Source organism: Brevundimonas intermedia, from assembly GCF_004614235.1.
Lineage (GTDB): Bacteria > Pseudomonadota > Alphaproteobacteria > Caulobacterales > Caulobacteraceae > Brevundimonas > Brevundimonas intermedia_A.
The window spans coordinates 12,852-34,562 of sequence record NZ_SPVH01000004.1; the positions used below are offsets into that span (position 1 = coordinate 12,852).

Genomic DNA, 21,711 nt, shown 5'->3' on the forward strand with positions numbered 1-21,711 from the left:
CCGTCGGGGGCGCCGCGACGCCCTCGACAGCGAGCTCCGCCTGCCCGCGATGACGGCGGGCCCGAGCTCGGGCGGCCGCGGCGCGCGACGGAGGGCGCAACTTGCCGGGCGCCGGGCCGCTCCTGTACCGGTCGACGCCAAAGGAGGCCGAGCGCATGAACTCTATTCCAACCGGGCGCAGGGGTTCGTGCGTGTGGCGGTTTGCACGCCGCGCATCGCCGTGGCCGATCCGGCGGCCAACCTCCTCGAGACCCTGAAACTGGCGCGGGAGGGACACGCCCGCGGCGCCGACCTCATGCTGTTTCCGGAGCTGGGCCTGTCCGCCTATGCGATCGACGACCTCCTGCTCCAGGACGCCCTCCTTCAGGCGGTGAACGCCGCGCTCGCCGAGCTCGTGCAGGCGAGCCGGGACCTGCAGCCGGTGCTGGTGGTGGGAGCGCCCCTCGTCCGCAACGGACGGCTCTACAATTGCGCCGTCGCCCTCGCCCGGGGCCGCGTCCTGGGGGTCGTGCCCAAGAGCTTCCTTCCGAACTATCGGGAGTATTACGAGAACCGCTGGTTCGCCCCCGGCGCCGGCGTGCGCGGCCTGGACATCGCCGTCGCCGGGCAGAGGGCGCCGTTCGGGACCGACCTGATCATCGAGGCCAGCGACGTCCCGGACTTCGTCTTCCACATGGAGCTCTGCGAGGACTTCTGGGCCGCCACCCCGCCCTCGACCCTGGCGGCGCTGGCGGGAGCCACCCTGCTCTGCAACCTGTCGGCGTCCAACATCGTGGTCGGCAAGGCCGACGAGCGCGCGCTGCTCTGCGCCTCGCAGTCGATGCGATGCCAGGCCGCCTACCTCTACGCCGCGGCCGGGCCCGGCGAGAGCACCACCGACCTGGCCTGGGACGGGCAGGCGACCATCCACGAGCTCGGCCGTCTGCTGGCCGCGACCCGCCGCTTCCCGGACGTCGCCCAGATGGCCGTGGCGGACGTGGACGTCGAACGCATGCGCCTCGAGCGGCTGCGGACGCCCACCTTCAACAACGCCGCCGCCGCCGCCGGCCACCCCGAGCACGCTTTCCGGCGGATCGCCTTCGAGCATGCGGCGGAGCACGTCGATATCGGGCTGCTGCGGCCGCACGACCGGTTTCCGTTCGTGCCGGACGATCCGGCCCGGCTGGACCAGGATTGCTATGAAGCCTTCAACATCCAGGTGCAGGGCCTCGCCAAGCGCCTCGACGCGGCGGGCGTCAGGCGCGTCGTGGTCGGCGTCTCCGGCGGCCTCGACTCCACCCACGCCCTGATGGTCGCGGCGAAGGCCTTCGACGCCCTGGGCCGTCCGCGCACGGACATCCTGGGCTTCACCATGCCCGGCTTCGCCACCAGCGAGGGCACCAAGCGCAACGCCTGGGCCCTGATGCGAAGCCTCGGGGTGACGGGCGAAGAGATCGACATCCGGCCCGCGGCGCGGACGATGCTGGAGGCGATCGGCCACCCGTTCGCCCGCGGCGAACCGGTCTACGACGTCACCTTCGAAAACGTCCAGGCCGGGCTGAGGAGCGACTTCCTGTTCCGGCTCGCCAACCAGCGCGAGGGCCTGGTGCTCGGCACAGGCAACCTGTCCGAGTCGGCGCTGGGCTGGCAGACCTACGGCGTCGGCGATCACATGAGCCACTACAACGTCAACGGCTCGGTCCCCAAGACCCTCATCCAGCACCTGATCCGCTGGGTCGCGGCCACCGGGCAGTTGGACGAGGCGGCCTCGGCGACCTTGCTTGGCGTGCTGGGCACGGAGATCTCGCCCGAGCTGGTGCCGCAGGCCGCCGCGGACGCGCTTCAGAGCACGCAGTCCAGGATCGGGCCCTACGAACTGCAGGATTTCAACCTGTTCTACCTGACGCGCTACGGCCTGCGTCCCTCCAAGGTCGCCTTCCTGGCCTGGCACGCTTGGCGGGATCTCGAGGCGGGGGCGTGGCCGGCCCACTTCCCGGCCGCCTCGCGCGCCGCCTATGATCTGCCGACGATCAAGCAATGGCTGGAGGTGTTTGTCACCCGGTTTTTCGCCCTCAGCCAGTTCAAGCGCTCCGCCATGCCGAACGGCCCCAAGGTGATTTCGGGCGGCAACCTTTCGCCGCGCGGCGACTGGCGGGCGCCCTCGGACGCGAGCGCCCGGGTCTGGCTGGACGACCTGAAGCGCAATGTCCCATAGTTCGCCCCGCACGACGCCCCGCCGGTTTTCGGGCCAGGGCGGTCTGCTCGCGTCCTGGGGGCGCCAGGCCTGACGGCGGCCCGCGACATCGTCAGCGTCGTCAACGCCCGGCGATCCGGCTAGGATCGTCGCCTCGCTCGCCAGGATGCCGTCATGCCCGCCTCTTCGCCCTCCCCCTCCCGACGCGCCCTTCTGACGGCGCTGCCGGCCCTCGCCTTCGCCGGCCCGGCCCTCGCCGCGCCGCCGAAGCGGATGACCGCCTACAAGACGCCCTGGTGCGGCTGCTGCGGCGGCTGGATCGCGCACATGCGCCAGGCCGGCTGGACCGTCGAGGTCGTCGAGCGCGAGGATCTGGCTCCGATCCGGGCGCAGCACGGCGTTCCGGACCGGCTGGCCTCGTGTCACACGGCGGTGGTCGGCGCCTACGCCATCGAAGGCCACGTCCCCGCCGGCGATGTCGATCGGCTGCTCAGCGAACGCCCCGCCGCCAGGGCCTTGAGCGCGCCCGGCATGCCGGCGGGCTCGCCGGGCATGGAGGCCGCCGGCCGCGAACCCTATACGACGGTGCTGATCCTCAACGACGGCTCGACCCGCGTGTTCGGCCGACACAACGGCACCTGACCGCCGACCCGCGGCCGGAGGGCGTCAGGCGACCGGTTCACGGCCTGTCGGGTTGGCCCGCCCCAGCCGCTTCCGCCGGGTCGTCGCCGCCATCGGCGCCTCGCGAAAAGTCAGCCTGATGCGGGTGACCGCCGTGCTGGGCGCGATACTCGGCCGGGCTGAGACCCCTGCCCGTCATATGGAGCTTCGGCGGCGTCGCGGGAGCGTCCGGATCAGTCTCGCCGCGGGTCCTCGCGGTGTCGGGGCGCTCGCCATCGACATCCGGTTGATCGCCAGTCTGTTCGCCCATGACACCCTGCGCTCCGCTCCGGCGTCGCTTGCCGTGTCGGGATGCAATCCGCGAGCGGAGGCAGGGTTGCGCGGCGCCGGATAATCCCTGACCTTCGCTGGCCAGGGGCTGACCCGGATCCCTCCCGGCGCGGCCCTTCGAGCCCGGCTCTCTCCCGTCAGGCCTGTCGACGCGGCGTCCAGCGCAGCAGGCGCATGGCGTTGGCCGTGACCAGGACCGTGGCTCCGGTGTCGGCGAGGATGGCGGGCCACAGGCCCGTCACTCCGATCACGGTGGTGACCAGGAAGACGGCCTTCAATCCCAAGGCGATGGTTATGTTTTGCCGGATATTGCCCATCACCCCGCGGGACAGGGCGATCATGTCGGGAATGTCCCTGACCCGGCCGCGCAGGACGGCGGCGTCCGCGGTCTCCAGGGCCACGTCGGTGCCGCCGCCCATGGCGATGCCGACATCCGCCTGGGCCAGGGCCGGGGCGTCGTTGATGCCGTCCCCGACCTTGGCGACCACCAGCCCCTCGGCCTGCAGCGCCTTGACGATGACTAGCTTGTCCTGCGGCAGCAGTTCGGCCCGGGGCTCGATGCCCAGGCCGGCGGCGACCGCCTCCGCCGTGCGGCGGTTGTCGCCCGTCAGCATGATGGTCCGGATGCCCCGCGCCTTCAGGTCGGCCAGACCCTGGACTGCGTCGGGCCGCGCCTCGTCGCGCATGGCGAGGAACCCGGCGACGCCATCCCCGACGACAAGGACGGAAACCGTCTTGCCCTCGGCGTTCAGGGCGGCGATGGCCGCGTCCTGGGCCGGCGTGATCGGGGCGCGTCGGGCCGCGGCCTGCGGCGAGCCGAGGAATATGCGTTCGCCGCCGACCTCGCCTTCCACGCCCTCCCCCGGAATGGCCTGGGTGGCCGAGGCCGGCGGCGCCGTGATCTTGTCCGCCTCAGCTCGGGCGAGGATGGCGAGGGCGAGCGGATGGCTCGATCCCGTTTCCAGCGCGGCCGCTAGGGTCAGCAGGGCGGAGGCATCCCGCGTTCCGGCGACGACGTCGGTGACGACGGGCTTGCCGGCGGTCAGGGTCCCCGTCTTGTCGAAGGCGATCGCCGTGATCTTGCCCAGCGTCTCCAGCACGGCCCCGCCCTTCATGAGCAGGCCGCGCCGGGCCCCCGCCGACAGGCCGGCGGCGATGGCGGCCGGCGTGGAGATGACGAGGGCGCAGGGGCAGCCGATCAGCAGCACGGCGAGGCCCTTGTAGACCCATTCGCTCCACGTCCCGCCGAACAGCAGCGGCGGCGTGACCGCGACGAGGGCGGCGAACACGAGCACGCCCGGCGTGTAGATTTTCGAGAAGCGGTCGATGAACCGTTCGGTCGGCGATTTCGATTCCTGCGCCTCCTCGACGAGACGCACCACCCGGGCGATGGTGTTGTCCGAGGCTGAGGCCGTCACGCGCACTCGCAGGACGCTGCCGCCGTTGATCGTGCCGGCGAACACAGGATCGCCCTCGACCTTGCGCTTGGGCACGCTCTCGCCCGTCACCGGGGCCTCGTCGAGGTCTCCCGCGCCCTCGATGATCTCGCCGTCCGCCGGAACGCGGTCTCCGGGCCGGACGAGGATGATCGCGCCCACCGCCACGGTCTCGGCGGCGACCTCCGTGGTCACGCCGTCCACCTCGACGAAGGCGGTCTTGGGCACGAGGGTGGCGAGCCCCTGGATGCTCTTGCGCGCGCGACCAGCCGCCACCCCTTCGAGCATCTCGCCGACGAGGAACAGCAAAACGACGGCGGCGGCCTCTTCCGCGGCCCCGATGAAGACGGCGCCGACGGCGGCGATGGTCATCAGCATTTCGATGGAGAAGGGCGTGCCGTGGCGCGCCGCCGAAAAAGCGCGCGACGCGATCGGAATGAGCCCCACGGCCAGGGCGGCGAGGAAGGCGTATCGTTCCAGGGAGGGGAACAGCGTGCCCAGTCCATAGGCGGACAACAGCGCCAGGCCGCAGAGCGCGGTGAGGCGGGCCTTGCCGGTCCACCACCACGGGGCGCCCCCGGCCCGGGCGGCCGCCGGAGGTGGGCCCGCCGCCGCAGCGACGGCTCCGGACGTCGGCGCGGCCGCTTCTCCGCTGTAGCCGAGGTTGCGCAGTTGCTGCAGGACCGCCTCGTCGGCGAGGTCTCCGCCATGCCGGATCTTGAGCACGCCGGTCTGCACCGCCACCGAGACGTCCTCGACGCCCGGCAGCCTGCGGATCGCCCTGTCGATCTTGCGGCCGCAGCTGGCGCAATCCATCCCGGTGACCCGGTATCGGCTTTCGAGAGTTTGCGCCGTCATGTCTGTTCCTTGTGATCTCTATAGGGCAAGGCTACCTCCTCCAGCGACTGTAGATGCAAGCTAAAAAATGAGCGCGCCGTTCGGTTGGAGTGGAGGGCGCCGTCCGACGAACCCCGGAGGCGAGCCCAGCCCCTTGATGACCTCGCCTTGTCCGCATGACCGGGAGACCGCGCCGCCGACGGCCGCACAGGTGGAACGCGCCCTGGACGCAGCCGCCGCCAGCGTCGCCGCCGCCGGGGACAGGCTGACGCGCCCCCGGCGCAGGGTGCTGGAGCTCCTGCACGTCGCGGGCGCTCCGGCCAAGGCCTATGATCTCGTGGCGACGTATCACCGGGAGGCCCGCGTCGCGACGCCGGCGACCGTCTATCGGGCGCTGCAGTTCCTCGAGACCCGCGGTCTGGTTCATCGTCTTTCCAGCCTTAAGGCCTATGTGGCCTGCGATCCCAAACGCCTCGGTTCGCCTGCGGTTTTTCTTCTGTGCGACTGTTGCGGCTTCTGTCGCGAGGTTCCCGCGCCCGACCTGGCTGCGCTGAACGCGGCCGCGACAGCGGCGGGCTACGAGATCGAACGGATCACGCTCGAAGGCCAGGGTCTGTGTTCGGCTTGCCGCCCGCCGCGCCCCGGCGCCGCCCGGGATCCGGTCCTCCAGACGGAGCCGGAGGCGGCCGCGGGGTCCGGGCCCGCAAGCATTGAGCCGCGCCCCTGATCAAGCCCGCGGCGGGTCGATGACGGCCTGGCCCGGGCGCCCGGCCGCGGCGACGCCGGGGCCCGCGGCCCATTCCATGGCCTGTTTGGTGGCGGCGGCCGACATTCGGGTCGCCCCCCCCCGTCGGGACGGACTAAGCCAGGTCTGGACCGGTCGGTCGAAGCCGTAGCGAAACACGGCGGCGGCCACGAACGCCCCGACCAAGCCGATCGCCCACAGGACCCAGCGAACGCCGGACGACCACGCCTCCTGTCCAAGGGCGTCGAGCAGGCCGAACCAGACGATGCGGCTCACCTCATTCGTGAGGAACATCGAGAACGACATTAGGGCCAGATGCTCGATCAGCCGTGAAGGACTGCGCACCGGCACGGCGCCGGCGGCCCAGATGATCACGGTCATCAGGCCGAGCGACACCAGGCTGAAGGCGCCGAAGGCCTGCAGCCCCACGAGCGCGAAGGCGGCGGCGAGGCCGATCGCCCTGGCCCGGTGCGGCGCGACACAGACCCGCGAACCGTAGAAGGCCGCCGCGACTCCGAGCAGGAAGAGCGGCAGGGCGCGCAGGATGCCGTAGCGCATCGGCAGGCGGTAGATCGGATCGCCGAGCCACAGCGAGGCGGCGATATCGGCGGCGACGACGAGGAGCGTCGCGCCGATCACCATTGCGACCGGCGGCCAGCGCCACAGGGCGCGGCAGATCCAGGGCAGCAGGAGATAGCAGCCGATCAGGGCCGAGAGGGTCCAGGTCGGGGCGTTCCACCCCTGCCCGCCCGGCACGCCATAGGCCTGGACCAGTAGCACCTGCGCGGGCAGTTGCGACCAGTCGAACCAGCGCGGATTGCTGGGCGCGATCCCGGCCAGGGCGGCGCCGCCGACGAGCAGCACCAGGACGAGGCTGACCGCCAGGTGGGCCGGAATGACCCGCAGCAGGCGCTGGCGCGCATAGGCGCGCAGCGAGGCCTGTCCGGACGCGAGGCGATCACCGTAGATGCGGGCCAGGACATAGCCGGAGTCGATGATGAAGAAGTCGGTGAGCAGATAGCCGCGCTCGAAGACTGGATGCAATTGTCCGAGAGGCACAGGCGCGGCCTCGCGGAAATGGTAGAGGATGATCAGCGCCCCTACGATAAAACGCAGCGCGTCCAGCCAGCCGCCGCGCGCGATCCGGACGGGGCGAGGCGATGGCTCGGTCAGCGCGGCTTCGGGCATTCAGTCAGCCTTCCGTGGCGCAGACTTGGCGGCGGCGCTGCGGTGCTCATGTGGACGCAGGACGATCTGGTCTCGCGAAGCGTAGAGGACGGCCGTTCCCAAAACCCAAACGACGACCAAGCCTCCGACGACCATCAGTCCGGGCCTATCGCGGGGTCCAAACACAAACGAGCAGCCGATCACGCCGCCCAGAATGGCCCCGTAACCAAAATGCAGCGGCACCTTGTGTGCGCCCAGCAGCAGAAGGGCCATGCAGAAGACCAGGCCTCCTGCGAACAGGCTGACCCCGATGGCGACGAGCGTATCGAGCACGGGCCGTGGCTTCAGCGGGCGCGCCTGGAGCCGCCGCCTACCTCGTTGGCGATAGCGGCCTTCCCGCCAACGAATGCTCCGGCCGCGCACGGTGAAGCGTTTGCCGGCCATGCGTCAGGGCCTTGCGTTGGGCGCGGGCGTGTCCTCATGGCGCGCAAGAAGGATTCTCATCCGGACAATTTCGGATTCCTGGGCCGCAATGATCTCATCGGCCAGATTACGCACGTCGCGGGCTTCGCCATGCTCGACGGCGACCTTGGCCATTGCGAGCGCACCCTCGTGGTGGGCGATCATTCCGCGCAGGAAGTCGATGTCGGCGTCGCCCGTGTAGTTGATGCTCATGGCCTGGTGCATCTTCGCGCTGGCCTCGCGATAGGCGCGAGTCGATGGGCTGTCCGTGGTCTCGCCAGCGTGGCTTGCCTCGGTGTCGCTCGGGCGAGAGTCAGCCGCCGACGGCGCCGCAGGGACCTCGCGGGTTTGCCGCGAGATCATCCCGAAGGCGAAGACCGACAGGGCGAGAAAGACGGCGATGACGGAAATCCATCCGAAACGCTTCATGACGATGTCCTCGAGAGAGCCGGCGGGGCCACGGGGGCGGCCGGGATTGCACTGGGAAGGATGGGCGCCGTTCGGTCGCGGTAGCCGAGCAGGCGCAGAGCGTTGAACACCACCAGCAGGGTCGACCCCTCGTGGAGCGCCACGGCAGGGCCGATGCCAAGGCCGAGGATCGTCGCCGGCACAAGGAAGGCGACGATTCCGAGACTGACGTAGAGATTCTGGAGAATGATGCGCCGCGTCTGTCGGCTGAGACCGACGGTGAAGGGCAGCTGCGACAGGTCGTCGGACATCAAGGCGACGTCGGCGGTCTCAAGCGCAACATCGGAGCCAGCCGCGCCCATCGCGATACCGACGGTCGCCGTGACCATGGCCGGGGCGTCGTTCACCCCGTCGCCGACCATGGCAATCTTGCCGTCAGCGCGAAGGCGTTTGATGGCGTCGACCTTGTCCTCGGGCATGAGGTCGCCCCAAGCCTCTGTCAGGCCGACCTGTCCGGCGATCGCCTGTGCGGCCTTCTGGTGATCGCCCGAGATCATGATCATTCGCCCGATGCCGAGGGCGCGAAGAGCGGTCAGCGTCGGCCGCGCTGCTGGGCGAGGCGTATCAAGAAGCCCAATGACACCGAGATCGCGCGTGCCGCGTCGCACCACCATCAGGGTTCGCCCCTGCAGTCGCAACTGAGCGACGACAGAGGTTGTTTCGTCGCCGAGCGGCGCTACGCCGTCGACGCCGAACATCTCCGGCTTCCCTATCCAGATCGTCTCGCCGTGCAGCTGGGCGGTCACGCCCTTGCCCGTCAGGCTCTTGAGGTCGATCGCGGCCGGGATGATCGTATCGCGCAAGCGTGCGCCACCGTCGCGCGCGATGGCCTCCGCCAACGGGTGGTCGCTGAGCCGTTCGACCGCCACAGCGACCGCCAGAAGATCGCCCTCCTTCGTCCCGCGCACCGTCATGACGTCGGTGATCCGCGGCCGTCCCTCGGTCAGGGTGCCGGTCTTGTCGAAGGCGATGGCGTTGAGCGAGCCGAGGTTCTCCAACGGCGCGCCGCCCTTGATCAGGACACCGGCGCGCGCCGCACGGGCGACGCCCGAGAGGACGGCGCTCGGGGTGGCGATGGCGAGCGCGCAAGGACTCGCGGCGACCAGCACGGCCATGGCGCGATAGAAGCTGTCGCGGAACGGCTCATCGACGACGACCCAGGCGAACAGCAGGACAAAAGCGAGCGCCAGCACCACAGGCACGAAGATGCGTTCGAACCTGTCCGTGAAGCGCTGGGTCGGCGACTTCTGCGTCTCGGCCTCACTCACCATCCGAACCACCTTGGCCAGGGTGGTGTCGCTCGATGTGCGGGTCGTCTCAATCTCGATGGCGCCTGAGCCATTGATGGTGCCCGCGAAGACGAGAGACGGCGATCCGACCTGGGCCGGTCTCGCCCGCGCCGCCTCGGGATCCGCGACGGGCTGCTTGTCGACAGGCATGCTTTCGCCGGTCACGGGGGCTTGGTTGATGCTTGTGGTGCCGACCACGACAAAGCCATCAGCGGGCAGTCGTTCGTTTGGACGCACCACCACGGTGTCGCCGACGACCAAATCTTCGACAGGCAATTCGACGACCTGCCCGTCGCGTCGCACATGGGCTGTCCGGGGGGCAAGCTCGGCCAGGGCCTCGATCGCGCGTTTGGCGCGGCCCATGGCGTAGTGTTCGAGCGCGTGGCCGATGCTGAACAGAAACAGCAGGAGAGCGCCTTCGGCCCAGGCCCCGAGCGCCGCCGCACCTGCGGCTGCGACGAGCATCAAGGTATCGATCTCGAAGCGCTTCTGGCGGAGGTTCTCGAACGCTTCTCGCACCGTAAAAAAGCCGCCGAAGATGTAGGCGATCAGGAAGAGGGCGAGGGGAATCCAAGCGGGAAGGCCCGTTGCGAGTTTCTCGAGGGCGAATCCAAGGCCCAGAGCAAGGCCACTTGTCAGGGCGAAGATCAGCTCCGTATTGGAGCCTAGAACGCCACCGTGATCGTGCTCCTCGGACTTGGTGTGGAGATGGTCCGGCAGTGTTGTGCTGGTCATAAATAGGGTCCCGTTGCGGGTTGGGAATCGCGGCTGCTTGCGGCGACCGCCGCGATCGAGGGGGCGGGATAGCGACACGGGCGAAGGCGCGCCGGGCCAGCGGGTTCCAGCGCGATCCGCTCGCAGGTGGTCATCCCGGTTCTCCCGACCTCAGGGCACGGGCACGACGGCATTAAAGCCCCCGAGCCGCTGGAGCTGCTCAATCGCTTCGAAAAGCGGAAGCGCTAGGAGAAAGACGAAGCCGTCGCGCACCGTGCGGACGAAGAATACCGGCCGGATCATGATTTCCGCCTCGTCGCGCCATAGGGAGAGCTTGGGCAGGAACCGAGGGGTGCGCTCACGGTAAGCTTGGTAGTCGTGTCCAAAGGCGTCGGAGAGGAAGCGTTCTTCGCGGCCGACCACGATGCGAAACACCACCCAGCAGGCTAATCCGAAGACCAAACCGACGCTAAGGCTGCCGGACTGGGCGCCGATGCCAAACGCGCCGATGAAGCTGAAGACGTACAGCGGATTGCGGCTGACCGAATACGGTCCTGCGGATATGATCTCCTGTTTCTTGCGGCCACCGATGTAAAGGGAACACCAAGCCCGACCGATGATGCAAACCATGATGGCGATCAGGCCCAGATGCTCGACAGGATGTTCGAGCAAGGGCCAGGATGTGACGAGCGCCGCGCAGACGACAAGAAGCAGGCCCCCGACGAGAATGCCCGCCTTGCGCCATCGTTGAACGGATTGGATATCGACCGCTGATCGACAGGCGTCATCAGGGGGCGAGGAGCCGGACAAAGCGGGGCTTGCGGGCTTGGAGACGCTGTCGGAGGGCTCGAGCGGCATCATTGCCCCTCCCCCTCAGCCGGACGATCCTTAGCCGCATCGCGCAGGATATCCACGCCGCCCTTCAACGCGATGGCGGCCACGAGGACGCCGACGACGAGGTCCGGCCACGCCTGGCCGAGCCAGAGCACCAGGGCCCCGGCGACGAGGATTCCCCCGTTGGAGGCGAAGTCGTTAAAGCTGAACGTCTCGGCAGCCTTCATGTTGACGTCGCCGCTGTGCTGACGGCGGATCAACTGCAGGCAGATCAGGTTGATGATCGCTGCGACGACCGAGAGTCCCATCATGGTCGGGCCGATCGGTTCGGTCCCGATGAGGAATCGACGACCCGCGTCCAGAAGGACGCCAGCGCCGAAGATAAGGAGCATGACGCCCGAGAGGCGCGCCGCCCCCCGCTTCCACGAACCAGGCCGACCGATCGCGAGAAAGCTGATCAGATAGACAGCAGCGTCCGAGGCGTTGTCCACTGCATTGGCCAGCAGAGCGCTGGAATCGGCGGACAAGCCGCCGATCCCGAGCGCTAATGCCAGGCCCGCGTTGAGCGCGAGAACCGTCAGCAACGTGCGTCGCTGCTGACGGTCATCCTGAGTGCGAGCAATCAATCCTCAACCCCCTCGTCCTTGCGATGACGCACCGCCTTGGCCGCGAAGGTCGGCAGGACCAGCAGGGTCAGGGCCGTCGCGGTCAGAAGGCCGCCGATGACGACCGTCGCCAGAGGCTTCTGAACCTCGGCCCCCGCGCCGTGGGCGAGCGCCATCGGGATGAAGCCGACAATGGCGACCAAGGCTGTCGTCAACACCGCACGCAATCGGCTGGACGCCCCTTCGATCGCCGCGTCCCGGGGCGCGAGCCCCGCCTGCAATCGCTCGCGAATGGCCTGCATCAAAACAAGTCCGTTCAGGGTCGCCACACCCGAGACGGCGATGAAGCCAACGGCCGCAGACACCGAGAACGGCATCCCTCGCATGAGAAGCGCCAAGGCGCCGCCGATCAAGGCCAAGGGCACGCAGGCGAAGACCAGCCCAGCCTCGGAGAACGACCCCAGAGCCATAAACAGCAGCACACCGATCAGGACGAAGACGATCGGAATAACCAGGCCCAGCCGTTGTTCGGCCCGTTTGAGGTTCTCGAACTGACCGCCCCAGGTCAGGCGGACGCCCGGCGGGAGCTGGATTTGGTCCACCTTGGTTTGTGCGTCGGTGACGAAGCCGCCCAGATCCCGGCCGCGAACGTTGGCCTGGACCACCATCCGTCGGCTACCGTCGTTGCGGCTGATCTGGTTCGGCCCCTCGGCGCTTTGGATACGGGCTACCGAAGACAGCGGCACGGTTACGCCTGTCGAAGAGACGATCGGCAGGGCCGCGAGCGCCGCCGGATCGTTGCGCGCATCGTCCGGAAGACGGACGACGACGTCGAAGCGACGGTCGCCCTCGAAAATCCGGCCGGCCTCCGCGCCGCCGATGGCGGCCGAGACCGCTTCAGAAACGTCGGCTGCGGACAGGCCGTAGCTGGCCGCCGCGAACCGATCGACGCTGACCGTGAGCGTCGGCAAGCCCGACGCTTGTTCGACGCGAACGTCGGCGGAGCCGGTGGTCTGCCGCAGTACGCCGGCCACCTCATCAGCGACCCGCTGCATGGTGTCGAAGTCATCGCCGTAGACCATGACCGCGAGGTCGGTCCGGACCCCGGAAATGAGTTCGTTGAAGCGGAGCTCGATGGGTTGGCTGAACTCGAAATTATTCCCGATCTGTTGGTTGGCGAGCTCTTCGAACCGCTCGAGCAAGGCTTCCTTCTCGAGACCTGAATCCGGCCAGTCCTTGCGGTCCTTCAGAACGATGACGCTGTCCGAAATGTTGGGCGGCATCGGGTCGACGGCAGCCTCGGCGGTGCCGGTCCTGGAGAACATGGTCTCGACTTCCGGCTGGGCGGTGATGACCCGTTCCAACGCCATCTGCATGGCGAGGGACTGTTCCAGCGACGCCGAGGGAACACGCAGCGCCTGCATGGCGATGTCGCCCTCGTCCAGAGTGGGGATGAACTCCCGTCCCAGGGACGAGAAGGCCAGACCACCGACAACAACCGCGCCGAGTGCCGAGATCAGCACGATCTTAGGACGATCGACGGCGGCGCGGATGGCCGGCTGGATCCAACGCCGCGCGTGGCGGAGCAGGAAGGTCTCATGTTCGTGGGCTTGGCCGTGTTCGTCGGTCTCGACCTTCTTGGGGTCCCGCACCAGCAGGGCCGTCATGGCCGGAACGAAGGTGAAGGAGAAGATGAAGGCGCCGACGAGCGCCAGCATGACCGTTGCGCCCATGGGGACGAACGTCTTGCCCTCGACGCCCTCGAGCATCAGCAAGGGGGTGAAGACGAGCAGGATAATCAGCTGACCGAAGGCGGCTGGCTTGACCATCTTGCGAGCTGCGGCCACGGCGACATCAAGGCGTTCCCGACGGGTCAGAGCCCGTCCCAGATCGATCCGCCGCTGCGACAGCATCAACAAGGTGCTTTCAACGACGATGACCGCCCCATCGACCAGAAGGCCGAAGTCCAGCGCGCCCAAGCTCATCAGGTTTCCACTGATGCCAAACCTATTCATGCCGATGACGGCGAACAGGAAGCTGATCGGGATCATCAAGGCCGTGATGCTGGCCGCACGAATGTTTCCGAGCAGCAGGAACAGCACGACGATGACCAGAAGGGCGCCCTCGGTGAGGTTGCGGGCCACGGTCGAGATGGTCGAGTTGACCAGGGCGCTACGGTCAAGGACCGTCACCGCCTCGATCCCTGCGGGCAGAGTCTTGCGAACCTCATCGAGTCGCTCCCCGGCCGCCTGGGCCACGGTGCGGCTGTTGCCGCCCGCGATCATCAGCGCCGTTCCGAGCACGGCCTCGTGGCCGTCACGGCTGGCGCCGCCCAGGCGCGGAGCCTGGCCGATCTCGACCGTGGCGACATCGGCGACCCGCACGATCAGGCCGTTCCGGTTGACGACCGGCGCCTGAGCCAGATCTTCCACGGTGGAGGCCAAGGCGTCGGTGCGGACCGTCAGAGCTTCGCCAGCGCGCTGGATATAGCCTGCGCCGGCCTGAGTGTTGGCGCGATCGAGGGCCTGGATAAGGTCGCCCATGCCCAGGCCGTAGGCGGAAAGGCGCGCCGCGTCCGGACGGACCGCATACTCCTTCACATAGCCGCCGACGGTGTCGACGCCGGCGAGACCGGGGGCGGTCCGCATTTGCGGCGCGACGATCCAGTCCTGCACGGTGCGCAGATAGGTGGCGCGCTGCTGCGGGGTCGAAAGCAGATCGCCTTCGGGCGTCAGATAGGCTCCGCCCGCCTGCCAGCCCGGCTCGCCAGGCTTGGCGAGGTTCTGACTGTTGAATGGCTTGTAGTCGATCGTCCACATCAGCACTTCACCGAGGCCCGTGGTGATCGGGGCCATGGTCGGCTCCACCCCGTCAGGCATGGCCTCCCGGGCGCCCGCGAGCCGTTCGGCGACCTGCTGGCGCGCGAAATAGATGTCGGTCTGGTCGGTAAAGATGACCGTGACCTGGCTGAAGCCGTTTCGGCTGAGGGATCGGGTCGTGGTCAGGCCGGGAATGCCGGCCATGGCGGTTTCAATCGGGTAGGTGACCTGTCGTTCGATCTGTTCAGGCGCGAGCGCCGGAGCGACCGTGGTCACCTGGACCTGGCGATTGGTGATATCCGGCACGGCGTCGATGGGAAGCCGTGTCAGCTCGAGGAGTCCGTAGGCCGCGACAAGCGCCGTGGCGAGAACCACGAACCATCGGAATTTGACCGAGAGTTCGATGATGAATTTGAACATGCGGTGCGCCCCTAGTGACCGTGCTCGGCCTCGCCCTTGGCGAGCTCGGCTTTGAGGAGGAAGGCGTTCGTGCCGGCGACCCGTTCAGCCCCGGTGAGGCCACGCAGGATTTCAGTCCGCCCCCCGGCCTGACGACCGGCGAGCACCGGACGGGCCTGGAAGCCGTTCGGGACCTGAACGAAGACGACGGTGTTGCCGTCGACGGTCTGGACGGACTCGGTCGGCACGGTGAGACCGCCGGTCGTCTCGCCCGTCACGATCGCCCCCGTGACGGCGGAACCGGCCGGCGGGAGGACAGAGCCCGTCGGCCGGGCCCGAATGACCGTGGCGCCGCTTTCGCCGCCCGCGCCTGCGGCAACGCCGGTGACGATGGCGTCGAAGTCGCCGCTGGGGCTGCTGACCCGCAGAGGCGCCCCGGCCCTTACATTGGCGGCCAAAGCAGGCGGCGCGTTGAAGACGAGCTCAACCCTGGCCGGGTTGGTGACCTCGGCGACAACGCCGCCAGGGGCGACGAAGCCGCCCGGTCCGACCTGGACGCTGGTCACGACTCCGGTGATGGGGCTGGTGACGCTGAGGCGGCCCGAAGCGTTGGGCGAGCCCGCCGCGCTGGACCGCGCGCGAGCCGCGCGGGCGCCGGCTTCGGCGCTGAGCAGTTGCGCGCGGGACGCCTCGACCTCCTGTCGGGCGACAACGCCCTGGTCCGCCAGATTGCGGTTGCGTTGATAAGCCTGGCGCGCCACTTCAGTTTCGGCGGCCGCCGCGTCTGCGTCCGCGCGGAACGTCGCCGCTTCACCGCTGACGACGCTCGCCAGGGGCTGACCGATCCGGACCGACTGGCCCGGAGCTACGAGAACCCGCTCGACCCGCCCGCCGACGGACGCCGCCACAGCGGCGCGCGCGTCGACCATGGGCTCGACCCGCCCGGAGAGCCGGGTTTCGGCGCCCCCTCCCCGACCGACGCCGACCACGATCAGGTTGGCGGCCTGGGCCTGGGCCGCGCTCAGAGCGACGAAGCCTTCCGGCGCTTCGGCCTCGCCTTCGTGGCCGGCTTCGCCCTCGGCATGAGCGCCCTCTTCTTCAGCGTGACCCGCCTCACCCTCGGCGGCGGCTGGAGCGGCGTCCGGCCCGCGCGTGAGCAGGAACAGCCCGCCTCCGCCAAGCAGAACGACGGCGGCGGCGCCGCCGATCAGCAACGTCTTGTTGGATGTGCGCTTGCGCATCATTGGGCTCCTTGGAAGGGGGCGCGGCCGTCCTGGCGCGCGAGTTCAATCTCGGCCTGGACACGTGCAAGGCGTGCATCGACGGCCGAAGTCCGAGCTGAGATCAGGGCGGTGCGTGTGACCCGCAGTTCGAGCTGGGAGATCCTCCCGGCTTCGGTTCCAATCCGCGACAGACGGTAGGCTTCCTCAGCGGACGCCACCCCTGCATCGGCGGCGGAGACCCGGCTGACGGAGGCGGCAAGCCGCGCCCGCGCCGCGGCGCGATCGGCCTGGGCTTCCTGACGGGCTCCAAGAAGCCGCGCGTCCGCAGCCCGGAAGTCGGCCTGCGCCGCGTCTATGTTCCCGCGGTTGCGGTCGAACAGGGGCAGCGGCATGCTGACGCCGAAAGTCAACGCCGTCGCGTCCTCCATCTCGTATCGACGGACACCGACGCTGGCGTTGATGTCCGGGCGCGAGCGGATTCGCTCCACGTCGATCCGGCGTTCGGCGGCCGCGCGGTGAGCCTCGGCGACGCGAACGGTCGGCGCATCCGCCGGGGCCGCGAAGGTGGCGGCAGGCGCGAGGTCCAGCAGGCTGGCGTCGATGGTCGTCACCGGAGCCGCCAGCATGGCGACTGCGGTCAGTCGCGCGAAGGCCGCGTCGCGCTCCGCGACGGCCTCATCGCGCGAGGCACGCGCCGCAGCCGCTTCGCTTTCACCCTGGATGCCGCGCAGCAGTGGCTCACGGCCTTCTTCGACAAGAACGAGGGCGGCCCTCGCATCGGCGATGGTCAAGGTAAGGCTTTCCTCGGCGAGCACGGCCCGCCGTTGAGCGGCTTCCGCATCGGCATAGACCTGTGCGAGTCGTCCGGCGGCGTCGATGATGGCGAGGTCCCGTTGCAGCGCCGCGGTTCCGGCTTCCGCGCGGGCGACATTCACCCGCGCGGTTCGGCGTCCCCAGAGCTCAAGGTCCTGACTGATCGACAAGGTGGTTTCTGCGTTGGCGTAGCCTGAGAAGGGCCCCGTGCCGAACGCGTTTTCGGCGTCGAGAGCGATCGTCGGATTAGGCCTGACACGGGCCTGGCGGACACGCGCTTCAGCGGCGTCGGACAGGGCGCCGGCTTCAAGGGTGGCCGGGGTTTGATCGAGCTGGGCGAGCAGCTCGGCGAACGACGGAGCGGGGTCAGCCCAAGCGGGACTGGCCAGCACGGCCGCAAATGCGGCCAGCGCGCAGCCGACCGCGAAACGCGGCGGCCTGCGATGTGAGGGAGGCATGATTCATCTTCCAGAAATTTGACACGAGATCGCGCGCACGGCGGCGCAGACGTCGTGTCAGACTCTGGGCGGACGCTTCAGGCCGTCGGGCGAGATCGACGACGGAAAATCACTCGAGGGGAAGGCGTGAACCGGCCTTGCGTGGATTTGCATCGCGATGTCGTCGGCGACATCCGCACGGGCGGTTCCGTTGTGGTGGCAGTGGCCGTGGGTGCAGACTCCGTGCCCACCGCCAAGGTCGCCCTGGTCGCTATCGCCTGCATCCTGAGCGACAATGGCGTGAGCCGAGGTCGTCTCTGGGGCGCAGGTCGCGGCGTCAGCGATCGGGGCGACGAAAAACACGGCGGAGACCAGGGTCACCGCCAGTATCAGTCTTGCCCATGTCGCAATTGGCCACGCCATCGCGTGGTGGATACTTTCATTCGGGCGATCAAGCAATCTGTTACAGTGTTCGGGGGCTGCGACTGTTTCGAGTGACCACCAATCCGCGGTGAGGGAGAGGGAAAGTCGACATGCAAGGCCGAGAGTGGCGCGTCGTCGGCCATCTCGACCTATTCAGCAACGTCGAGCGATCTTTAAGCGAGCGCACGCTGATCGCGTCCGATTCTTTCGCTGCGTCTGCAGGTGGATCGAGATTGCAGAATGCGCAATCTTCACCTGAGTAGCGCTCCCGCTATCAGGTCGGGCCATCGTGAACCGGTCAGCCAGACCGCTCCGCCGGTCGCCGCGACGCCAGGCTCTGGGTAAGGTCGTTGCGCGCGCATAGCCAGAGCGAGCGGACGTTGGCGTCGCCTGCGCAGTGGCTTACCAGCAGTAAGCCGGCCAGGGCGTTGGCGAAGAAGCCCAGAGGGCCCAGTCCGGTGATGCCACGGGACGGCGCCCCGGAGGTGGCTCGCGAGATCGCGTAGCTGAGGAATAACAGCACCAACGCAACGAGGCTGGCGCCTTGGCCATTGGCCGCCCCGGACTGCACGGCGACCGAACGTCCGATCACGGCCAGGCTGATGCCGTAGGTGGCGCGTCGGCCAGGAAGTTGAGCACATTGGCGCCCAGGGGGCGCCGAGCCTTGCAGGGACACGCCGCTGGCTATGGCCATAAAGGCGGCGCAGTTGACGGCGATCACCGCGATCATGATGCGCCGGTAGGCGGGGTGGCGCTGTCGAACCTGGAGGCCACGCCGCAACTGCAGCCGGGCGAGGAAGTGCACAGGACGAGAGGGGGTTCAGTCATCGGATTACCCTTTCGCGAGAAGCATGCATCTCCCAATGGCTAGACGATCATGCCGAGAATGCATGGCTTCCATGAAAGAAACGCCTGTCAGATAAAACCAGCTTGATCCTCTAGTAACTAGAGGGCCCAAAATCAGTTGAAATCCATTGGAGGCTTCATGATCACCATGCACCCGACGCGACGCGTTCCCGGCCGCCTGCAGACGATCGCCTTCGCGCTCGCGGCGCTGATCGCCGTCGTGGATCAGGCCGCCAAGGCCGCGGCGCGCGCTCAGCTGGACGCTCCGATCAACCTCACGCCGTTTCTCGCGCTGCGTCTCGGGTTCAACCCCGGCGTCACCTTCGGCCTGTTCGCCGGCTCAGGCGCCGTCGGCCGCTGGGCGCTGAGCGCCGTGGCCTCCCTGATCATCGGCGCCCTGCTGGCGTGGATCTGGCGCACGCGCAGCGCCGTGACGGCGGCCGCCGCAGGCCTCATCGCCGGTGGAGCGATCGGGAACCTCGTCGACCGGCTACGCTTTGGCGCGGTCACCGATTTTATCGATCTTCATTGGGGGGCGGCGCACTGGCCGACCTTCAACCTCGCCGATGCGGCCATTGTCTGCGGCGTCGCGCTGCTCCTCCTCACCGTCCGGGGCTCGGACAGCCGCGCGGCGTCCTCGACCCTGGGACGGGCGGCGCGATGAGGCTTCCCGCCGAACAGAGGGCGATCGCCGTCCGCTCGGCGCCGGCGATTCTCATCACCGCCTCAGCGGCGGCCTCCGCCTGGCTGCGGCTTTCCCCGCCCCTTCTCGGCGCGGCGCGCGACATGGCGACGGCCGATAGGCTGGCCTATGCCCTGCAGGCGAATCTCCCGGTCTTCCTGTGGCTCGCGGGGTGTTTGAGGGTGGTGGCCAGCATCCGGTTCCGGTCCGACGCCGACCGGCCGGGTCCGCCGATGCGGCGCCCGGCGCCAGGCTCGCCCTACCCGCCGCCGTGCTACAGAACTCGCTTGAACAGACCGTTCTGGCGGTGAGCGCCCACCTGGTGCTCGCCACCGTGCTGCGCGGCGAGGAGATGATCCTGCTGCCGGTGTTGGTCCCTCTTTATCTGGTTGGTCGGGGTTTCTTCGCCCTGGGTTACGCGCAGGGCGCGGCGGCCCCGGCCTTCGGCATGGCGCTCACCGGCGCCTCCACGATTGCCGCCTTCGGCATCGCCGTCGTCCTGATGGGGCTGGGCCGATGATCCCTCCCCGCCCCAGATGCCTTTCACCCGCCGTTACGAGCTGACGCGATGCCCCTCCCCTCTCCCGCCTCGTCCGGGTTGCGCCCCATCGGCAAACTGGCCGCCGCCACGGGCGTCAAGGTTCCGACCATCCGCTTCTATGAAGAAATCGGCTTGCTTCCGCCGCCGCCGCGCACCGCCAGCGACCGGCGCATGTATGACGACGCGGCGGAGCGCCGCCTGTCATTCATCCGGCATGCCCGCCAGCTGGGCTTCGATCTGGATTCGATCCGCTCCTTGCTTGATCTGTCGGATCACCCCGATCGGCCCTGCGCCGAGGCCAGCACCCTGGCCGAACGTCATCTCGCCGATGTGAAACAGAAGATCGCCCGGCTCCGCGCCCTCCAGCGCGAACTGTCGCGGATGACGACGGAATGCGCCGGGGGCCGGGTCTCCGCCTGCAAGGTGATCGAGGCGTTGCACGATCCATCCGCGCCGCTTTGACCCTGTGGAAGATCCGGAAGGCGCAAAGACCCCGGAGCCATTAGCCCACCGCGACGTTTGGAGGCGATTGGCGGCTCCCGTCGCGGACCGCCCGTCCTTCTGGAGGATTTCGATGACGCATCGGCCGACCTCGCGACACGGCGACCAGACCCTGGCCCTGCTGACAGACCCTTATCGGCGCCTTTCCCACCTGTTCGAGCAGGCCGGCGCCGACGTCGTCGAGACCCGCCTGGCGCTGAAGGAGACGACCTGTCTGAGAGGCCGCGAGGCGGCGCGGATCTTCTATGACGAGACCCGCATCGTGCGGGCGGGCGCCATGCCGGCGCCGGTCCGCCGCACGCTGCTCGGCGAGGGCGGCGTCCAGGGGCTGGACGGCGAGGCCCACCGCGCCCGCAAGGGCGTGTTCATGTCCCTGATGTCGCCAGCCCGTGTCGCGCGACTGGGCGAACTGTTCGAAGCGGAGTGGCGGCGCGCGGCCGTCGAATGGGCCGGCGAGGACGACATCGTGCTGTATGACGCCTTGCAGCCGGTGCTAACGCGGGCCGTCTGCGCCTGGGCCGGCGTGCCGCTCGAGCCGCACGAAGAGGCGAAACGGGTCCGTCACCTGAGGGCGCTGTTCGACGCGGCGGGATCGCGGGGCCCCCGGCATCTGTGGTCGAGGCACGCGCGTCGCCGCGTCGACGCCTGGCTGGGCTCGATCATTGAAGACATTCGCGCCGGCCGTCTGTCGCCGGATCCGGACACGGCCGCCCACGCCTGGGCCTGGACCCGCGCCGCGGACGGCGAACCGTTGCCGATCCACACGGCGGCGGTCGAACTGGCCAATGTATTGCGGCCGACTGTCGCGACCTCGGTCTACATCGTGTTTGTGGCGCACGCGATGCAGGCTCACCCGGATGCGGCCCGTCTGGCCGACGCCGACGCCGGACGTCGCCGCGCCTTCGTCCAGGAAGTCCGACGCTTCTATCCGTTCTTCCCGGCAGTGATCGGGCGTGTGCGCGCGCCGTTTCGCTGGCGCGACCTGGTCTTCCCGGAGGGCCGTCAGGTGGTCCTCGACCTCTATGGCTCCAATCACGATCCCGCACACTGGACTGATCCCGAGGCGTTCCGGCCGGAGCGGTTCAGCGACGGCTCCGGAGATCCGTTCGGTCTCATCCCCCAGGGCGGTGGGGATGCGGCGACCGGTCACCGTTGCCCTGGCGAAGGGATCGTCGTGGAGCTGATGGAGCGCGCCGTCGGCCTGCTCGCCGACCTGAACTACCGGCTGCCGGATCAGGATCTGGAGATCGACTTCCGCCGCCTGCCGGCCCTCCCCGGAAGCGGGTTCCGAATGGAGACGCGCGACGCGGCCCTCAATGAGGGGGGCGCCTGATGCCGCTTCCTCG

19 protein-coding genes and 1 pseudogene are annotated in these 21,711 nt (G+C 68.7%); 8 read left to right on the top strand and 12 right to left on the bottom strand.

The genetic code is table 11. The features are described from left to right. Positions 1-163: 163 nt before the first annotated feature. Together EGY25_RS06025 and EGY25_RS06030 are read left to right on the top strand one after the other, a co-directional pair. A pseudogene (locus tag EGY25_RS06025) lies at positions 164-2,194 on the top strand (NAD(+) synthase); the annotation flags it as partial. Positions 2,195-2,347: 153 nt separating this feature from the next. After that, on the top strand, positions 2,348-2,815 hold the full coding sequence (locus EGY25_RS06030) for a DUF411 domain-containing protein (RefSeq protein ID WP_035307575.1): 468 nt from the start codon (positions 2,348-2,350) through the stop codon (positions 2,813-2,815). 446 nt (positions 2,816-3,261) lie between these two features. On the opposite strand, the gene EGY25_RS06035 is transcribed toward EGY25_RS06030, so the two are convergent. Beyond that, a complete protein-coding gene (locus tag EGY25_RS06035; RefSeq protein WP_135194150.1) occupies positions 3,262-5,418 on the bottom strand; it encodes a heavy metal translocating P-type ATPase in 2,157 nt (718 codons plus the stop codon). Between the two features lie 136 nt (positions 5,419-5,554). Here EGY25_RS06035 and EGY25_RS06040 point away from each other — a divergent pair, with 136 nt between their 5' ends. Then, the gene (locus EGY25_RS06040; RefSeq protein WP_135194196.1) at positions 5,555-6,124 is read left to right on the top strand and encodes a Fur family transcriptional regulator; all 570 of its coding nucleotides are present in this window, start codon (positions 5,555-5,557) and stop codon (positions 6,122-6,124) included. Here the strand turns inward: EGY25_RS06040 and EGY25_RS06045 are convergent, their stop codons facing one another. The 10 genes from EGY25_RS06045 to EGY25_RS16760 form a co-directional block, all read right to left on the bottom strand. Continuing rightward, positions 6,125-7,330: an acyltransferase family protein gene (locus tag EGY25_RS06045; RefSeq protein ID WP_135194151.1), complete on the bottom strand. Its 1,206-nt coding sequence runs from the start codon at positions 7,328-7,330 to the stop codon at positions 6,125-6,127. Continuing rightward, positions 7,331-7,642: a hypothetical protein gene (locus EGY25_RS06050; protein WP_040349351.1), complete on the bottom strand. Its 312-nt coding sequence runs from the start codon at positions 7,640-7,642 to the stop codon at positions 7,331-7,333. A gap of 114 nt (positions 7,643-7,756) precedes the next feature. Then, entirely contained in the window at positions 7,757-8,200 is a 444-nt protein-coding gene (gene copM / locus EGY25_RS06055; protein ID WP_088582518.1) for a CopM family metallochaperone, read from the bottom strand. Beyond that, positions 8,197-10,341, bottom strand: coding sequence for a heavy metal translocating P-type ATPase (locus tag EGY25_RS06060; RefSeq protein WP_432417369.1), 2,145 nt, complete (start codon positions 10,339-10,341; stop codon positions 8,197-8,199). Before EGY25_RS06060 ends, copM begins: the two co-directional genes overlap by 4 nt. Before the next feature lie 72 nt (positions 10,342-10,413). Next, entirely contained in the window at positions 10,414-11,103 is a 690-nt protein-coding gene (locus EGY25_RS06065; protein ID WP_008264189.1) for a methyltransferase family protein, read from the bottom strand. Next, the gene (locus tag EGY25_RS06070) at positions 11,100-11,702 is read right to left on the bottom strand and encodes a cation transporter (RefSeq protein WP_040349350.1); all 603 of its coding nucleotides are present in this window, start codon (positions 11,700-11,702) and stop codon (positions 11,100-11,102) included. Before EGY25_RS06070 ends, EGY25_RS06065 begins: the two co-directional genes overlap by 4 nt. Beyond that, positions 11,699-14,920 (bottom strand): efflux RND transporter permease subunit, encoded by a 3,222-nt coding sequence (locus EGY25_RS06075; RefSeq protein WP_112863180.1) that lies wholly within the window; start codon positions 14,918-14,920, stop codon positions 11,699-11,701. Before EGY25_RS06075 ends, EGY25_RS06070 begins: the two co-directional genes overlap by 4 nt. Positions 14,921-14,931: 11 nt before the next feature. Continuing rightward, positions 14,932-16,140 carry an efflux RND transporter periplasmic adaptor subunit gene (locus EGY25_RS06080; protein ID WP_040349349.1) on the bottom strand — a complete coding sequence of 403 codons (1,209 nt, stop codon included), beginning with the start codon at positions 16,138-16,140 and terminating at the stop codon, positions 14,932-14,934. Next, complete coding sequence (locus EGY25_RS06085) at positions 16,140-17,393, bottom strand: TolC family protein (RefSeq protein ID WP_135194152.1); 1,254 nt, start codon at positions 17,391-17,393, stop codon at positions 16,140-16,142. Before EGY25_RS06085 ends, EGY25_RS06080 begins: the two co-directional genes overlap by 1 nt. A gap of 57 nt (positions 17,394-17,450) precedes the next feature. Then, the gene (locus tag EGY25_RS16760) at positions 17,451-17,717 is read right to left on the bottom strand and encodes a hypothetical protein (RefSeq protein WP_353738805.1); all 267 of its coding nucleotides are present in this window, start codon (positions 17,715-17,717) and stop codon (positions 17,451-17,453) included. Here EGY25_RS16760 and EGY25_RS16940 point away from each other — a divergent pair. Beyond that, positions 17,601-17,870: a hypothetical protein gene (locus tag EGY25_RS16940; RefSeq protein WP_353738804.1), complete on the top strand. Its 270-nt coding sequence runs from the start codon at positions 17,601-17,603 to the stop codon at positions 17,868-17,870. The two genes, EGY25_RS16760 and EGY25_RS16940, sit on opposite strands and share 117 nt — an antisense overlap. A gap of 223 nt (positions 17,871-18,093) precedes the next feature. Here EGY25_RS16940 and EGY25_RS06095 read toward each other — a convergent pair whose 3' ends face one another. Further along, positions 18,094-18,600, bottom strand: a complete 507-nt coding sequence (locus tag EGY25_RS06095; RefSeq protein WP_050771603.1) for a hypothetical protein — start codon at positions 18,598-18,600, stop codon at positions 18,094-18,096. A gap of 180 nt (positions 18,601-18,780) precedes the next feature. On the opposite strand from EGY25_RS06095, the gene lspA reads away from it, so the two are divergent. From lspA to EGY25_RS06115, 4 genes are all read left to right on the top strand, one after another. Continuing rightward, entirely contained in the window at positions 18,781-19,305 is a 525-nt protein-coding gene (gene lspA / locus EGY25_RS06100) for a signal peptidase II (RefSeq protein ID WP_008258720.1), read from the top strand. A gap of 190 nt (positions 19,306-19,495) precedes the next feature. Further along, positions 19,496-19,843, top strand: a complete 348-nt coding sequence (locus EGY25_RS06105; RefSeq protein ID WP_153923203.1) for an MAPEG family protein — start codon at positions 19,496-19,498, stop codon at positions 19,841-19,843. A 48-nt stretch (positions 19,844-19,891) separates the two neighbouring features. Beyond that, the gene (locus EGY25_RS06110; protein ID WP_040349346.1) at positions 19,892-20,326 is read left to right on the top strand and encodes a MerR family transcriptional regulator; all 435 of its coding nucleotides are present in this window, start codon (positions 19,892-19,894) and stop codon (positions 20,324-20,326) included. A gap of 112 nt (positions 20,327-20,438) precedes the next feature. Beyond that, a complete protein-coding gene (locus EGY25_RS06115; RefSeq protein ID WP_008261169.1) occupies positions 20,439-21,698 on the top strand; it encodes a cytochrome P450 in 1,260 nt (419 codons plus the stop codon). Positions 21,699-21,711: the final 13 nt, after the last annotated feature.

Excerpts from the sequence above, each read along its gene's own strand:
- EGY25_RS06030 (WP_035307575.1), top strand. The coding sequence starts at position 2,348 with ATGCCCGCCTCTTCGCCCTCCCCCTCCCGACGCGCCCTTCTGACGGCG.
- EGY25_RS06035 (WP_135194150.1), bottom strand. The coding sequence starts at position 5,418 with ATGACGGCGCAAACTCTCGAAAGCCGATACCGGGTCACCGGGATGGAT.
- EGY25_RS06040 (WP_135194196.1), top strand. The coding sequence starts at position 5,555 with ATGACCTCGCCTTGTCCGCATGACCGGGAGACCGCGCCGCCGACGGCC.
- EGY25_RS06045 (WP_135194151.1), bottom strand. The coding sequence starts at position 7,330 with ATGCCCGAAGCCGCGCTGACCGAGCCATCGCCTCGCCCCGTCCGGATC.
- copM (WP_088582518.1), bottom strand. The coding sequence starts at position 8,200 with ATGAAGCGTTTCGGATGGATTTCCGTCATCGCCGTCTTTCTCGCCCTG.
- EGY25_RS06065 (WP_008264189.1), bottom strand. The coding sequence starts at position 11,103 with ATGATGCCGCTCGAGCCCTCCGACAGCGTCTCCAAGCCCGCAAGCCCC.
- EGY25_RS06075 (WP_112863180.1), bottom strand. The coding sequence starts at position 14,920 with ATGTTCAAATTCATCATCGAACTCTCGGTCAAATTCCGATGGTTCGTG.
- EGY25_RS06080 (WP_040349349.1), bottom strand. The coding sequence starts at position 16,140 with ATGCGCAAGCGCACATCCAACAAGACGTTGCTGATCGGCGGCGCCGCC.
- EGY25_RS06085 (WP_135194152.1), bottom strand. The coding sequence starts at position 17,393 with ATGCCTCCCTCACATCGCAGGCCGCCGCGTTTCGCGGTCGGCTGCGCG.
- lspA (WP_008258720.1), top strand. The coding sequence starts at position 18,781 with ATGATCACCATGCACCCGACGCGACGCGTTCCCGGCCGCCTGCAGACG.
- EGY25_RS06110 (WP_040349346.1), top strand. The coding sequence starts at position 19,892 with ATGCCCCTCCCCTCTCCCGCCTCGTCCGGGTTGCGCCCCATCGGCAAA.
- EGY25_RS06115 (WP_008261169.1), top strand. The coding sequence starts at position 20,439 with ATGACGCATCGGCCGACCTCGCGACACGGCGACCAGACCCTGGCCCTG.